Below are 15,328 nucleotides of genomic sequence, written 5' to 3' on the forward strand. Positions count from 1 at the left end.
TTAATCAGATTAATCACATTTCAGGCTTTACCATGTATTCCCTGCGTCGCCTTTGCTCCCACCTGGCCCTGCTGACCGCATTCGCAGCCGGCCCTGTTTTTGCCCAAACCCGTGATTTCCCCGCTGGCGACCTGGAAGACCTGAAGCGCGAAGTACTGAAACTGAACCGGGACCTGCTGGTACTGGAGGAAGACCTGCTGTTTCCCGCCCAGAGCCAGGTCGCCGTCTACCTGTCGATGGATGTGGGTCATTTTTTCGACCTGGACACGGTGAAACTGCATATCGACAACAAGCTGGTGGAAAGCCACCTGTATACCGAACACCAGAAGAGCGCGCTGATACGCGGCGGTATCCAGCCACTGTTCCGCGGCAACCTGAAGTCCGGCGAACACACCATCACCGCCTTCTTTACCGGCTTCGGTCCGGAAAAACGCGAGTTCACCCGCGCCGCCACCCTGGAACTGAATAAAACCGACGAACCCGCAGTGGTTGAACTGCGTATCTCGGACTCCGCAGGCAAGCAGCAGCCGGAGTTTGTGGTGGTCGAATGGCCCGCACCCTGAGCCCGCCACCATCATGCAGTTGCGCCACCACCTGAAAAAATCCCCGCTGTCACTGGCTGTTGCCCTGCTCGCCATGGCCGCGCCCCTGTGCGCGCAACAGGCTGCAGTCACAGAATCTGCGCCAACAGAAACGCCCGGCCCCGGTCAGAAATTCCAGCAGGCCCAGGATATGCGTTACGGCGCAGCCCTGTACTACTATTTTCAGGGCGATACCTTCGATGCCCTGAGCACCCTGATGGTGGCCGAACAGCGCGGCGGCATCAGCCACCACGCGGACAATGCGGACCTGATTCGCGGCGGCATCAGCCTCGCCTTTGGCCTCGAGCGGCAGGCCGCCGGCCTGTTCGAACAGCAACTGGCAAAAACCACCAGCGGTGACGATCAACAGCGCCTCAGCCGCTACCGGGAAATTGCCTGGCTGAAGCTGGCGGAACTGAACTACCGCCACGAGAACTGGGATACCGCCGCGCTCCAGCTGGAAAAATCCGGGGCCCTGCACCAGTCCAGCCTGACCCTCAACCTGGCGATCCGCGGCGGCGACCTGCAGCAGGCGCATCAATTGCTGAGCATGGCGGACCTGCCGCCGGCCAAGCGCACACTCGGGCATATCAACCTCGCCGCTGCGCTGGCGCGTCAGAATCAGTTGCCGGAGGCGGCGGCGGAATACCGCAGGGCCGCGGCGCTGGTGGAACGGGACCCGCATGCGAGTGAGGAACTGCGCATTCTGCGCGACAAGGCGCGCATCGGCGCCGGTTATGCGCTGGCACTGAACGGCAATTATTCCGGTGCAGCAGACGAGTTCCGCAGGGTGCGCCTCAATACCCCCTGGTCCGACGATGCCTTGCTGGGGCTGGGCTGGGCCGCGGTCAACAGCGGTGCCCACCAGCAGGCGGTGGACGCCCTGGGTTACCTGATCGAGAAAAACCCGCTGTCGCCCCAGGTGCAGGAAGCCCTGCTGGCACTGCCCTACAGCTATGAACAGCTGGCGCGACCAAAACTGGCTCTGCAGGCCTATCAGCACGCGGAGCAGCAGTACGCGCAGGCGCTTGCAGACCTGAAAAACCTGTACGGTGCCGCATCCCAGCTGCAGTTTGCGGAAATCGGCATGGAGGATTCCGCCAACCTGCAGCGCAACGGTTGGCTGGAGGATGCCCGCATCCCGGCGCTGATTCGCATCAACCGCCGCTACCTGCTGCAGATGATGCAGAGCGACCGCCTGCAATTGCAGCTCGCAGAGCTGCGCGACCTGCAGCAACTAGCGGGGGTACTCACCCGCTGGCAGGCGCGCCTGCCGGAATTCGACAACCTGATTGGCGAGCGCGAGCAGCGCCGCAGTGGCATCGTGCAGCGCTACCGGAATGCGCAGTACGACCAGCAGGTGGAAATTGCCGGGGAGCAACTGCGCAGGCTGCAGGCGTCACTGGCACAGATTGAAGCAGGCCGCGATGGCCTGGCAATGCTCGATGGTGAATCCGCCGAGTTACTGCAGATGGTGCGCGACGCCGAGCGCCGCTACGAAACACTGAAGCGCGCCGGCAAGACCAGGGACTACCAGCAGCAAACACTGGCGCGGGCGCGCGGCCTGCTGATCTGGCAAGGTTCGGAAAAATACCACGAGCGGCTGTGGCAGAAACACAAGGCCATTGCCGCGCTGGAACAACAGATTGCACAGGCCAGCGAGACCCGGCGCAGCGTCGAGCGCATTGCCGCCACCGCGCCACAGCTGAACCTGCTGGCCGACAGAGTCGCGGACAGCGGCTCCCGCGTGGCACAGCAAGTGGACGCCATCGAACGCGCCAGTGCCACTCTCGAGGCGCAGATCCGCAGTGATATGCAAACGGCCCTGGCGGACGCCCGCAACCGGGTCGAACAGTATATGGCCCACACCCGCCTGGCCATTGCCCGCATCCAGGATGCCGGCATGCAGGCGCCGGTGGCACCCGCTACCCCGGTGACCCCAGCTACCCCGCAAGCCCGGCGCACAGACCCCGCAGCAGAGGGCGACCCCGATGTCTGACAGTCGCTTCCCGCTCATCCCGTTCCGGCGTAAAAACCTGATCGCACTCGCGCTTTCCTGCAGTGCCGCCATTGCCGGTGGTTGCGCCAGCACCTTCGATCCCGGCACCACCCTCGCCGACCTGCCGAGTGCCGCGCTGCCGCCGGAACCGGATATCCAGTTGCCGGCCATCGACCTGCCGGCACTGATCGGCAGCTACGAAAATGCGCTGGCGGCCAACCGCGATCCCGAAACCCGCCGGCAGATACAACTGCGCCTGGCGGACCTGGAAATGGAGCGCCTGGAACAGCAGCAGGCGGACCACCCGGAAGTGGCGGTAGCCTATGGCGAAGCGGTGCGACGCTACGAAGCCCTGCTGCAAAGCGCACCGGGCGACGACTACCTGTTCTACCGCCTGGCCCGCGCCCGCGCCCTCGACGGTAATACTTCCGGCTCCCTCGCTGCGCTGGAAAACATAGTCGACAGCGCACCGGACTCACCGTTTATCGCGGAAGCGCTGTTCCGGCGCGGCGAAGTGTCCTTCAGCCAGAAAAAATACCGGGCGGCGGAGCGGGACTTTGCCGCGGTCCTCGCCCAGGGCGACACCCCCTTCGCCCGCAACGCGCGCTATATGCTCGGCTGGAGCCAGTTCAAGGACGCCCGCTACAAAAGCGCCAGCGAATCCTTCCTGATCCTGCTGGATGACCTGCTGGCGGAAAGCGAAGCGCAACCGCGCCTGCTGGGTCAACTGCAGAAAGGCGAGCGGCGACTCGCCAACGACACCCTGCGCGTGCTGGCACTGGGATTCAACTATCTCGGCGGTGCCGAGGTAATCGAATCCTTCAGCCCGCAAACAGGCCCGCGCTCCTATCACCACCTGCTGTACCACGCACTGGGTGACTGGTACGCGGAGAGCGAGCGCTATCGCGACGGTGCAGAGACCTTCCTGACCTATGTCGCGCGCTACCCGCAGAGCGTCGAGGCGCCGCACATGCACGTGCGCGCGGTGGAAATCCTGCAGCAGGGCAATTTCCCCAGCGAGGTGATACCGGCCAAGCGCGAATTCGTCACCCGCTACGGCGTGCACAGCCAGTACTGGCAGAACGCAGACGGCAAGCAGCGGGGCCTGCTTAAGATCCAGTTGAAGCCCTGGCTGGAAGAGCTGGCGCGCTTTGACCACGCCCGCGCCCAGGCCCTGGCAATAGAGGCGGAAAACCCGCAGAGCAAGGCCCGGGCTGCGGCACAGGCACAGCGCGAATCCCGCGCGGCATTCCTCGCCGCCGCCGAGCTTTACAGCGAATTTACCCTGACATTCCCCGAGGATGGGAAGAATCCCGAACTCACCTTCCTGATGGCGGAGTGCCTGAACGAGGCAGGGCAATACGCCCGCGCCTTTGATGCCTACAGTAAGGCGGCCTGGGGCTACCCCGCGGATGCCCGGGGCAATCTCCACCAGGTTTCTGAGGCCGGCTACGCCGCCATCCTGATGGCCGCAGCGATGCAGCAGCGGGAGAAAAACCCGGAACTGGCCACCCTGTGGCTCGATCGCAAGATCGAAACCAGCCTCAAGTTTGCCGAGTCCTGGCCCCGGGACCCGCGCGCCCTCGCGGTGCAGCTGGATGCGGCCAACAACCTGTTCGAGCAGTATCGCCACGCGGAGACCATTGCCGCGGCGGAGAAGGCCGCGGCCTGGCAACCACCACCGGATGCCAAGCAGCAGCGCACCATCCTGTTGCTGCTGGGGCACAGCCATTTTGAAACGGATAATTTCGCCGCGGCGGAACGGGCGTACGGGCAACTGCTGGGCGGCATGGCGAGCAATGATCCGGAATACCTGGAAATTCGCGACCGCCTGCAGTCCTCCATCTACAAGCAGGCGGAGGCCATCCTGCAGCAGGTGGAAGTGACGCCGGACAGCCTCGACTATGTGGCGCCAACGGAGGAGGCCATCGCGCTGTTACTGCGGGTGCGCGCCAGCGGCCGCTCGGAAATTGCCGCGACCGCGCAATACGACGCGATCAACCAGTTGCTGCGTCTGCAGCGCTGGCAACACGCCCACACCGAACTGCTGGATTTCCGCAAGTTCTACCCGCAGCATCCACTGACGCCGTCGCTGGCGGCCAAGGCGGTGCTGATTTACCAGGCCATGGACCTGCCGGCCGAGGCCGCATCGGAATTGCTGGTACTGGCGAAGACGGACGGGGATCCGGAGGTGCGGCGCAATTCCCTGTTCCTGGCCGCGGAACAGTTCCGCGAAGCGGGCAAACGCGACCGAGCCATCGACACCTACCGGGAATACGCGCGACAGTGGCAGCAACCGGCACTTGAGAACCTGGAGGCCCGGCATCAGTTGGTGACGCTTTATGGCGAAGCCGGCAATAGCGGCGAGCGCAACCGCTGGCTGCGGGACCTGGCCAGCAACAAGGTCTCCGAGCCCCGCGGCCGCTATCTGGCGGCGTTTGCCCAGAGCGAGCTGGCGGACCAGAGTTATGCGCGTTTCGCCGGACTCTCCCTGACCCTGCCGTTGAAGCAGAGCCTGAAAAACAAGAAGCAGGCAATGGAAACCACGGTGGCGGACTATCGCAAGGTACTGGACCTGGGCATTGCCGAATTCACCACGGTTGCCAACTTCCGCCTCGCAGAGGTCTATCGCCAGTTGAGCCGCGATCTGATGGATTCCCAGCGCCCGCCGGGTCTGAGTCCGCTGGAGCTTGAGCAGTACGATATCCTGCTGGAGGAACAGGCCTATCCGTTTGAGGAAAAGGCCATCGAACTGCACGAGGCCAATGTCCAGCGCACCGCCAGCGGCATTTACGACGAGTGGGTGAAGAACAGCTTTTCCTCGCTGGAAAAACTGTTGCCGGCCCGCTACCGCAAACCGGAATCGACTGTAGAGTGGAGCGATGAGGCTTACTGATATCCGATCATTGAAATCCGGCGCGACGGTCGTTGCCCTGGTATCACTACTGTTCGCGGGCTGCGCGGGCAATCCGCCGGCACCCGAGACTACCGGTAACCTGGATGAAAACGGCCAGCATATTCCCGTGCCGAATCCATATCTGGTGCAGCCCGGCAGTGTGCCGGCGGCGGCACAGAAGGCGCTGGCGAATGCTCGAAACCTGTTCCAGCAACAGCAGTTTGCGGCCGCGGAAGCAGAGCTATTGCAGGTTGTCGAGCAGTGGCCGCAGCTTTCCGGTGCCTGGCTGAACCTGGCCAAGGTACAGCTGAAACTGGAGAAAGCGGAACAGGCGGAGTCCAGCCTGCAGCAGGCAGTGGCGGCCAACGAGGACAATGTTTTTGCCTGGAATACCCTGGGGGTTCTGCTGCGGGACCAGGGGCGTTTCGAGGAAGCGCAGGGGGCTTACGAAAACGCACTGCAACGCTGGCCGGATTTTGTCGCGGCCCATCGCAACCTGGGAATTCTGTTCGATCTCTACCTGCACGAGCCGGAACAGGCGTTGCAACACTACCGCGCGGCACAGGCTTTGCAGACTGAAGAGGACCGGGTACTGGCGGGCTGGATCGTGGACCTGGAACGGAGGATGTAGGTAATGAAAAAGCTACTGATGCTTTTAGTGGTTTCCGTCGCCACCAATGCTGTCTTTGCACAGGAGGACGATGGCGAGGTCATCAATCTGGAGTCCACCATTATCGGCAGCCAGGAGCAGCCCAAGGTTCTGTATATCATTCCGTGGAAACAGGCCAACAGCCTGGAGCGAATTGAAAGTACCTTGCCCAACGCAATCAGTCATACGTTCGAACACCAGGAATATTCCGAGCTGCAGCGGGAGATAAAGCTGCTGCAACCGGAAAAAGATAATTAATTAGCGCCACCAATCCAGCTTCGAGAGCTCACGGGGAGAGGCCTCGAAGCAGGCCCGGTGGCGGCGCCGCTGCCGGGTGAACATTTGCGAGACACGCCGTAAACCCATCCCTGGGGGCTCTTCCGCGAGGTCCCTCTCGCGGAAGGTCTCGCAAATGTTCACCCGGCATCAGCGCCTTCACTTTGAAATTTAGCGCTTCGTAAGAAGCTGATATCAACAAGTTATTACAAGTAATAAATCTTTACGTCCCGGAGATTTGACCATGGAGTTTTTCAATACACTGCTGCGTTTCTTCCAGAATGGCGGCCCGTTTATGTATCCCATTGCACTGGTACTGGTTATCGGCATCGTGCTGGTGATCGAGCGCTGGGTGTTCCTGTCCCGCGCCAAGATGGCCAACCGCCGCGCCTACGGGCAGATTCTGCCGATGATGCAGCAGCGCAACTTTACCGCCGCCCTCAAGTTCTCCCAGGGTGAACAGGCGCCCATGGGCAAGCTTGTGGCTGCCGGTATTGCCACCGCACAGCACGCGCGCAAGGACGAGAACATTGCCATGGCCATCGAAGAGAGCATTCTCGAAGCCGTGCCGCGACTGGAAAAGCGCACCAACTATCTCGCGACACTGGCCAATATCGCCACCCTGCTGGGCCTGCTCGGTACCATTATCGGCCTGATTGCCGCGTTTACCGCGGTGGCGAATGCGGATCCGTCGGAAAAAGCCTCGATGCTGTCTTCCAGTATTTCCGTGGCGATGAACACCACCGCCTTCGGCCTGATCTCTGCGATCCCGCTGCTGCTGGCTTACTCCATGCTGCAGAACAAGACCAACGAGATTATCGACAGCCTGGAAATGGCCGGGGTGAAGTTTCTCAACCTGCTCACCTTGACCCGCGGCCAGAAGGCCGAGGCCACTGCGCGCCCGGCGGCTAAAGCGGGCGCGACGGCCTGATCGCTAGCGGACAGAAACTGGAAATCGAAGATTAATCCGAATTAAGAGAGAGCCATGGCTATCCGACGCAGGCTGGAAACAGACCCGGACCTCGACATCACCTCGTTTATGAGCCTGATGACGGTGCTGGTACCGGTATTGCTGCTGAATATGGTGTTTTCCCATATTTCCGTGCTCAACCTGAACCTGCCCGGGCTCAGTGATCCGTACACCCAGCAGCAGTCCGAGAACAAGCAGCTTGAAATGGTGCTGCGCGCCGACTACATCGACATCAATTATCCGGCGGGAGTGCGTGTCAAGCGTGTTTCCAATCGGGACGGCAAGCCGGATTTCAAACTGGTGTCCGATGTATTGCAGGAAATAAAGCGCACCCTGCGGGACAAGGATATCGACAAGAAAGACCTGGTAATTCTCTCCGAGCCCGGTACGCCCTATCGCACACTGGTCACCGCCATGGATACCGCGCGCTCGTTTCGTGCGGTGGTGGCGGCATCGGTGGTGGATGCGGAACTGTTTCCGCAGATTTCCCTCGGCGATGCGCCCGCCCAGGCAGAACAGGTAGCAGGCAACTGATATGAAAGCGACGATCGGCGGCAAGCTGAAAGGACGCAAGCAGCGCAGACACAAGCAGACCAAGCTGAATCTGGTTTCGCTGATGGATATTTTCACCATCCTGGTTTTCTTCCTGCTGGTGAACTCTTCCGATGTGGAAGTGCTGCAGTCTGACAAGACCATCAAACTTCCGGAGTCCACTTCCACCCAAAAGCCGGAAACCACTACCGTGGTACGGGTCAACGGGGATCAACTGCTGGTGGGCAACCGGATGATCGCGCGGGTGGGTGATATCTCCGCGGATGAGGAACAGATCAAGGCTCTGCGGGACGAGCTCGAATACCTCGCCAGCCGCGCGGAGCCGCTGACGGAGGTGCAGAAAAGCAGCGGCCGGCCAATCACGATTCTCGGTGACGAGGAAGTCCCCTACGCACTGCTGAAGCAGATCATGAATACCTGTGCCGCGGCGGATTACCGGGATATCGATCTCGCAGTCAGCCAGACCGCGCCGCAGGATCCTGCAGCGCCGGCTGCCGGTCACTGAGTGGGAGGGTGGCCATGAATCGAGTAACCAACGTGGGTGGCGGGGTGATGATGCCCTGGCACTACTACAACTCCTCGCTACCCTGGGCTTCTACCGAAGAAGAGGACCAGCGCTTCGCCAGGTTTCTCAAGGTGGGTTTTGCCGCCTTTGCGGTGGTGGGTGCGCTGTTTACCTTTATTCCGGCAGCGGAACTGACCCGCGAGCAGGCGGAGCAATTGCCGCCGCAGCTGGCGCGGGTGATCCTGGAGAAAAAAGAGCTGCCCAAACCGGTGGAAAAACCCAAGCCGGCGGAAAAGAAAAAGCCGCAGGAGGTCAAAAAGGAAAAGCCCAGGCCGGTGGAAAAACCCAAGCCGGTGGAGAAGCCGGAGCCCATCAAAACCGTCAAGCCTCGGCCCCTGAGCGAGAAGGCACCCCAGGCGGAGGTGGCCAAGGCGCGGGAAAAGGCGGCCAATTCCGGTCTGATGCAGTTGCAGGATGACCTGATGGACATGCGCGACAGCCTCGATGTGTCGGAAGTGGCAAGCGCGAACCTGGCCAGCGGCGTCGACAGCGCGCAGAAGGTCGACCGCTCGATGATCAGCGACAGGTCGAAGGTGGCCAGCGGTGGCATCAATACCGGCAAGTTGAGCCGCGACACCGGGGGTTCTGCACTTTCCGGTCGTGAGACCACCCGGGTGGAAGTTGCGGAAGCGACCGCGGCAGCCAAGTCCAGCGGCAAGCAGGCCCGCCGCGAGCGGGGCTCCCGTGGTGAAGAATCCATCCGCCAGATCATGGAGGCCAACAAGGGCGCAATCTTTGCGATCTACAACCGCGCACTGCGCCGGGACCCGACCCTGGCGGGCAAGGTGACCGTAAAGCTGGTTATCGAGCCCAACGGCGCCATTTCCGCGGTGACCCTGGTCAGCAGTGAACTTGAGGATTCGGATCTCGAGCGCAAACTGCTGGCGCGCATCCGCCTGATCAATTTCGGTGCCGCCAACGTGGAGAAGTCCACCCTCAACTACTCCATCGACTTCCTGCCTTCCTGAGCCCGCGCCGGGTACCGGCCTTTGCCGGTGCCCACCCGAGCGGGTGTGCGCGCCCTCATCCTGTCTTTTTATTCAATTGTGACATTTTTTGATCTAAATTGGCGGAATCACAAATATTTGTTGCGCCAATCACGCTCTATTTGGTAAAAAAGTCCCAATAAAAACGTGACGCGCATCACATTATTGATTTCCACAGGTGCGCGCTGATAACTGTTATTTGGGGGATCCGCGGCAATGCCGGGGAAAGTACACGAGCGCAAGCCCAAGACCGAGTTACTGAAACAGGTCTGGGAGGAACGCAGCGAGCTGTTTGCCGAGGAGCAGACGGAACTCAGCCAGTATCGACTCGATCAACTGGTGGCTTCCGTATTCTGCAACGGACCCTATTACTACTACGTGTTCGACCTCGCGGATCTCAATCTGCTGTATATCAGTGACCTGGTGGAACCCATCCACGGGTTCAGCGCACAGGACGCGACCTTCCAGCAGATTCTCGACCAGATACACCCCGATGATATGCCGTTCGTCGCCGCCGCCGAGGAAACTGCGGTGGAGATGTTTCGCGATGTGATCGGCATCGACAAAATCAAAAAGTACAAGATGTCCTACTGCTTCCGTTTCCGCATGGCGGATGGCAGCTACCGGCTCTTCAACCATCAGGCCGTGGTGCTCACCACCGATGCACAGGGCAGGATCGGCAAGGCCCTCAATATCCACACGGATATTTCCCACCTCACCTCGGAAAACAATCGCTGTATTTCCATGATCGGTATGGAAGGGGAACCTTCCTATTTCAACCTGGAAGTAAACATGCCGGACGCCGGCGCCGCACCGACGCAAAAGCTGTTTACACAGCGGGAAATCAGCATCATCCGCCTGGTGGCCGCGGGCCTGACCAGTGCACAGATCGCCAACGAGCTGGCATTGTCGGAATACACCATCAAAAACCACCGCAAGCGCATCCTGAAAAAGGCGGGCTGCCAGAATATGAACCAGTTACTGGGCAGCAATCTGGTAGAGGAGCTGATATAGCTTTACCCAAAGGCTCCCGCGACCTGTAATTGCTCAGGTCGGGCCGCACGAAAATACCGTCAGTTGGAAACCCGAGTAAACGATGTCGCCGCGCAACCTTGATCCGGATAAAAACTTGATCCACCGCGCCTGGCAGAAAGTTCCCAGCTTTTTCGCCAGTAATGATGTGGCGCCGGGAAAAGGCTCTGGACTCAGCCAGGCAGAGATCGACCAGGCAGTTGCCTCTGTCTTCAGCAGTGGCCCGTCCTACTATTACGTGCTGGATTTCCACAATGTGCACAAACCGATGTACCTGAGCCCATCGGTCAGATCACTGCTGGGACTGGATCCCGACAACAGCACCATCCAGGACATTATCAATTGCGTACATCCGGATGACCTTGCGTTTGTCGCCGCGGCAGAAGAGACAGCCATACGTTTGCTGCACCGCATCGGTATGCAGCAGGTCAGGCAATATAAAATCTCCTACTGCTTCCGCCTGAAAACCGCCGACCAGGGTTACCGGCTGTTCAATCACCAGTGCGTGATTCTCGCCACCGACGAAAATGACGGGGTAGCCAGAGCGCTTGGTATTCACACGGATATCACCCACCTCACCGCAGAAAACAATTACAAGCTGTCCCTGCTGCATTTACTCGGGGGCGAAAGCTACCTCAAGGTGGATGTGCTGAACGACGGCGAACCGGTAGTGAGCCAACCGTCCATTTTCAGTCCCCGCGAGATGGAGGTCGTCCGGCTGCTGGCCAGTGGTCTCACCAGTGCAGAGATCGCCGCGGAGCTGGGCATTGCCGAGAACACGGTAAAAAATCACCGCAAGAACATTCTCAAAAGGGCGGGCTGCAAAACCACCGGCCAGCTGGTTTCCAGGTGCATTGGCGAGGGACTGATCTGAAGAACAAGCACGGGCTGGGGTTGCAAACCCTGAATACGAATCCAGTCACGCTCGGCGGCAAATAGGCCCCAAATGGCTATTGCTGCCGCGGTGAAGTAAGCGCAAGCTAACCCCTGAGCACTTTCCCCGACCATCTCACAGGGGCCGGGGAATTGCAGGGAAGCTGCGCTCACCAACAGACGATCATCCTGTGAGTTGGTTCAGCCGCAAGGCTGGCTCTGGGTAGGCCAGGAAGGCTTGCCACAGGGCCTTTTTGTTTTTTCCGCTCCCCACACCTGTCTCAGTTCAGGTCCACGGCATACTGGCGCAGCAGCGCCAGGGGAACGATTTCCAGCGCGCGTTTGTGTGTCCGCTGCAGGTAGACCCGCGGTGCCATATCCGCCTGCTGCGCTTCCAGCCAGCGCGCCGCACACAGGCACCAGCGATCTCCCGCATGCAGACCGGGAAAACCAAACTCCTCCACCGGCGTGGTCAGGTCATTGCCCTGTGCCCGGGAAAATTTCAGAAAATCTTCCGTTACCTCCACACACACGGTGTGAGATCCCAGATCCTGTTCGTTGGTGTTGCAGCAGCCGTCGCGGAAAAAACCCGTGAGCGGGTCGGCACTGCATTCCAGTAGCGGGTCATCGAATACATTGACGGATTCGTTCATTTCCAGTGCCATCGCCATGATCCATCTCCCTTTATCTGATCCTTGAGTGCGATATCCAGCATTGCTTGTGAGAAATTCTCGGCCGCTCTGCGGCCTCAACCGTTTTCCGTTTCCCTGGTCAGTGCAATACGCTCCTGCAGGTGCGGATGGGTGCTCAGGTAATCCTGCCAGCCGCGCGCATCTTCTTCTTCGACACCTGTCTCCGAATCCGGCTCGTCGCCCTCATCGCAGTGGAGGTTACCGTCACACAGCTTCAGTTCATGGCTGTGGTGCAGCTTGGTCAGGATAGCCCCGAGGGCTGCAGCGGGGCGCTCCTGTTCCCGCAGCAGTTCCACCGCGTAAGCATCGGATTCAAGCTCGAACCCGCGCGAATAGGACAACTGGGTAAATATTACCGGCGCGGTGATCAGCAGGTCACCCAGCGCGGATACATCGCCACTGATCATGGCAAAGGTCAGGCTGAGGGCGGAACCCTGGATGACCTGGCGCAGGGAGTGGCGATTTTTGACGTGCGCCAGTTCGTGACCAAAGACGGCGATAACCTCGTCGGAATTCGCCATCAACTCGACGATTTCATCGGTAAAAATAATGGTGCCATCCGGCAGCGCGAAAGCATTCGCGCCCATATCGCCACCGCCGTAAAAACGCAGCTTGTCGATGGGGTACTCCGGCACCGCGGCCTGAATGTCTTCACGAATCACCTGCTGGCGATCCTCGCTGAGGGCGGTTTCGTGCAGGGAATACTCTTCGAGTAATGACAGGGTCTCCCTCGACGAACGGTCCAGGATATTGTCCGGCAGCTGGTAGGCCAGTGCCTTGCTGCCGGCGGGCAATCCCCAGAAGAAATAGCCGGCAATAATCCCGGCAACCACCACCGTCGCCATCACCACCATCAGCAGGTGCTGCTCCAGGCGGTCGATCAGGCCGGACACCTTGCCGCCCACCAGGCCGTCGAGTTGCTGCAGGTTTTCGTGATCGCTGCTTTCCAGCTGCCCGGCAAAGCCGTCAAAGGTGACATAGCGCGGGGTGCGCCCGATGCGGGGTGAAAGGTGTACCGCGCTCAGGGGCAGGTTGAGCTGTTCCACTTCACCCGCAATCAGGTACACCCGCTCGTCGAGCAGGTGCAACTGCGCCGGGAGCGCGGCGCTGCTGGCGCCGTCCTCCCATTTACCGGAAATGGTAATAGCCTGGCTCAAAACCCGACTTCCATATCAAATACATCACCGAATTCTTCACCGAAGGCGGATTCATCCGGCTGGCTGATCGCCGCGAACTTGTCCAGATCCTGGGCAACATCCACTGCGATATGTTCTGCCGCATAGCGGGCGAGGCGTACCTTGGCCCAGGGGATGAACAGCCCGAGGGTCAGCACAGTGAACAGGAGGTTGCTCACCATCAACCAGCCGAACCCTTTCATTTCGTACTTGGCCTTGAAGTCGTGGGAAGACAGGCTCAGGTTATTGAACACCACATTATTGATGTTGGTGACAAAATAGAGCACGCCGAGCCCGTATCCCAGGAGCACGCCAACAGTACTGGGGATTGGCGTCAAATAAGCAAGCAGCCCACCGGCAATTACACCCAGTACGGTGACGGCAAAGGCAATAAGACACAGCCCGTAAAAATCCCCCACCTTGGCGCGGAAGGAAAAGCTCTGGTTACCGTAGCGGTGGTTTTCCACCACGTACTGCTTCTGCTTGTACAGGGAAAACGGAATCAGCAGGCCCAGGCTCAAACCAGCCAGCAGCGGCCAGCCGATATAGGTGATCAGCGCATTGCCGTATTTACCAACAAAGCGGAAACGGATATTGCGGTAAGTACTGTTGCGCGCGTAAAACGCGAAGGTGCGATTGATGACCCAGGGGAAGATGAATACAAAACTCAGACTCAGCGCCACTGCGACGAGCGGGTAGAAATTCTGCAACAGCATAAACACGATCAGCAGGCCCACGGCGATCAGGCGACCGATCAGCATTTTTACCGGGTCTGCGGTAAAGGCAAAGCTGGCACCATCCAGGCTGGTGTTGCCGTAGAAGTACTGCGCGTTGCGTACCTTCGCCCAGGGGGCATAGATACCCAGGGTAACGATGGTGAGCAGGATGTTCACGATCCAGATCTTGAAGTACTCGTAGCCCTCACCGGTAAACACAAAACCCACGTGGCGCTTGCCGGCCGGCTTGTCCGCCCCGGATCCGCCGCCCAGTGGGGGCTGCCCGGCACCCGCGGGCGCGGCCTGCTGCGGCGCTGCGGATTGTGTACGCGCGGCAGCATCCGCCGCGGCACCCGCTGTAGCGGTTTCCCGGGCGCCGGAAGCCGCCTGCTTTTGCGCGCTTGCCATTGCTGCGCTCTCCACCGGCTCGCTGGTGGCCGCTGGCTTGCCGCTGGCCGCAGCCTCTGTGGCAGCCTCGGCAGTCGCCGGCGCGACGATTGCATCGATCCCCAGGTCCCGCAGTTTTTTCTGGTAGCTCAGGGCCAGGTCGCGGGGAACATCCCGCTTAACGATAGCGGGGGCACGGGCGAACATGGCTTCCGCGCGCTCCTGGCCGATTCCCGCGTAGCGGGCCAGTGCGGCCACCGCTTCCTCACGGCTCTTCCCCCCAAAGGCGTTACCGCTGATTTTTACATTGTATTTATTGTTCACTGGACATTCCTTGGTCGATAATCACTTTTATCATTTTGGCGCCACCATGATGCCACATTCCCACGGGGACACATATTGTTCATTTTACGAGCAACCCCACCAGGAAAAGCGCCAGACAACCACAGGGAAACCATGCACCTTCGGCGATACCGGAATGGCCTGAATCACTGCCTCTGGGCACTGCTGGTCTGCTTCCTGGCAGTCCGCGGCCTGGTGCCCGCCGGTTTTATGCCCGCTCCCCTGTCCACCGGCGGCCCCTACCAGCTGTGTCACGGCGACAGTCGCGCGGCGCAGCTACTGAACAGCCTGCAGGCATCCCCGGTACACGAAGTCCAGCCCGGTAGCCATCACGACGGTCATCACCAGGACCACCAGGGTACACACGGCGCCGGCCACGATCACGACCCGGCCACCGCCAAGCATTTTGCCGACAGTACCTGTGCCTTTGCCGCCGCAGCCACCGGCAGTGTGGCCGGTGAACCCGCTTTCCCGGAAACCCGGGGTCTCCGCTCCAGCCTCGGCACCGCCGCACCGCGACACTTGCGTATCCGGCCCACCTATTTCACTCCACCTGGGCGCGCCCCGCCGGCATTTTCCTGATCCTGCAATAACTCCAAACAACTCCTGGTGCACCCCGCCGGTTACTACCGGCGGG

The 15,328-nt window shown here is 60.4% G+C and carries 15 protein-coding genes; 12 read left to right on the plus strand and 3 right to left on the minus strand.

The window, feature by feature from the left end; all coding sequences use genetic code 11:
* Nucleotides 1-32: 32 nt before the first annotated feature.
* The 11 genes from QZ511_RS06755 to QZ511_RS06805 all read left to right on the plus strand — a co-directional run bounded on the left by QZ511_RS06755 (nt 33) and on the right by QZ511_RS06805 (nt 11,380).
* Nucleotides 33-563 carry an AraC family transcriptional regulator gene (locus QZ511_RS06755; protein ID WP_295800862.1) on the plus strand — a complete coding sequence of 177 codons (531 nt, stop codon included), beginning with the start codon at nt 33-35 and terminating at the stop codon, nt 561-563.
* The gene (locus tag QZ511_RS06760; protein WP_295800864.1) at nt 535-2,580 is read left to right on the plus strand and encodes a hypothetical protein; all 2,046 of its coding nucleotides are present in this window, start codon (nt 535-537) and stop codon (nt 2,578-2,580) included. Before QZ511_RS06755 ends, QZ511_RS06760 begins: the two co-directional genes overlap by 29 nt.
* The gene (locus QZ511_RS06765; protein ID WP_295800867.1) at nt 2,573-5,476 is read left to right on the plus strand and encodes a tetratricopeptide repeat protein; all 2,904 of its coding nucleotides are present in this window, start codon (nt 2,573-2,575) and stop codon (nt 5,474-5,476) included. Before QZ511_RS06760 ends, QZ511_RS06765 begins: the two co-directional genes overlap by 8 nt.
* Nucleotides 5,463-6,107, plus strand: coding sequence for a tetratricopeptide repeat protein (locus QZ511_RS06770; protein WP_295800869.1), 645 nt, complete (start codon nt 5,463-5,465; stop codon nt 6,105-6,107). Before QZ511_RS06765 ends, QZ511_RS06770 begins: the two co-directional genes overlap by 14 nt.
* A gap of 3 nt (nt 6,108-6,110) precedes the next feature.
* Nucleotides 6,111-6,383 carry a hypothetical protein gene (locus QZ511_RS06775; RefSeq protein ID WP_295800871.1) on the plus strand — a complete coding sequence of 91 codons (273 nt, stop codon included), beginning with the start codon at nt 6,111-6,113 and terminating at the stop codon, nt 6,381-6,383.
* A 262-nt stretch (nt 6,384-6,645) separates the two neighbouring features.
* Complete coding sequence (locus QZ511_RS06780; RefSeq protein WP_295800874.1) at nt 6,646-7,332, plus strand: MotA/TolQ/ExbB proton channel family protein; 687 nt, start codon at nt 6,646-6,648, stop codon at nt 7,330-7,332.
* 54 nt (nt 7,333-7,386) lie between these two features.
* Complete coding sequence (locus QZ511_RS06785) at nt 7,387-7,905, plus strand: biopolymer transporter ExbD (protein ID WP_295800877.1); 519 nt, start codon at nt 7,387-7,389, stop codon at nt 7,903-7,905.
* Nucleotide 7,906: 1 nt separating this feature from the next.
* Nucleotides 7,907-8,428: a biopolymer transporter ExbD gene (locus QZ511_RS06790; protein WP_295800878.1), complete on the plus strand. Its 522-nt coding sequence runs from the start codon at nt 7,907-7,909 to the stop codon at nt 8,426-8,428.
* A 14-nt stretch (nt 8,429-8,442) separates the two neighbouring features.
* On the plus strand, nt 8,443-9,456 hold the full coding sequence (locus QZ511_RS06795) for an AgmX/PglI C-terminal domain-containing protein (protein ID WP_295800882.1): 1,014 nt from the start codon (nt 8,443-8,445) through the stop codon (nt 9,454-9,456).
* Nucleotides 9,457-9,690: 234 nt separating this feature from the next.
* Nucleotides 9,691-10,488, plus strand: coding sequence for a LuxR C-terminal-related transcriptional regulator (locus QZ511_RS06800; protein WP_295800884.1), 798 nt, complete (start codon nt 9,691-9,693; stop codon nt 10,486-10,488).
* A gap of 82 nt (nt 10,489-10,570) precedes the next feature.
* Complete coding sequence (locus QZ511_RS06805; RefSeq protein WP_295800887.1) at nt 10,571-11,380, plus strand: LuxR C-terminal-related transcriptional regulator; 810 nt, start codon at nt 10,571-10,573, stop codon at nt 11,378-11,380.
* A gap of 280 nt (nt 11,381-11,660) precedes the next feature.
* Here QZ511_RS06805 and QZ511_RS06810 read toward each other — a convergent pair whose 3' ends face one another.
* The 3 genes from QZ511_RS06810 to QZ511_RS06820 form a co-directional block, all read right to left on the minus strand.
* The gene (locus QZ511_RS06810) at nt 11,661-12,050 is read right to left on the minus strand and encodes a DUF2237 domain-containing protein (RefSeq protein ID WP_295800889.1); all 390 of its coding nucleotides are present in this window, start codon (nt 12,048-12,050) and stop codon (nt 11,661-11,663) included.
* 77 nt (nt 12,051-12,127) lie between these two features.
* The gene (locus tag QZ511_RS06815; protein WP_295800891.1) at nt 12,128-13,228 is read right to left on the minus strand and encodes a M48 family metallopeptidase; all 1,101 of its coding nucleotides are present in this window, start codon (nt 13,226-13,228) and stop codon (nt 12,128-12,130) included.
* A complete protein-coding gene (locus tag QZ511_RS06820) occupies nt 13,225-14,673 on the minus strand; it encodes a YjgN family protein (RefSeq protein WP_295800894.1) in 1,449 nt (482 codons plus the stop codon). Before QZ511_RS06820 ends, QZ511_RS06815 begins: the two co-directional genes overlap by 4 nt.
* Before the next feature lie 132 nt (nt 14,674-14,805).
* On the opposite strand from QZ511_RS06820, the gene QZ511_RS06825 reads away from it, so the two are divergent.
* Nucleotides 14,806-15,273, plus strand: a complete 468-nt coding sequence (locus QZ511_RS06825; RefSeq protein WP_295800897.1) for a hypothetical protein — start codon at nt 14,806-14,808, stop codon at nt 15,271-15,273.
* The last annotated feature ends 55 nt before the right edge of the window (nt 15,274-15,328 follow it).

The sequence above is a fragment of the uncultured Microbulbifer sp. genome, from assembly GCF_913055755.1.
Lineage (GTDB): Bacteria > Pseudomonadota > Gammaproteobacteria > Pseudomonadales > Cellvibrionaceae > Microbulbifer.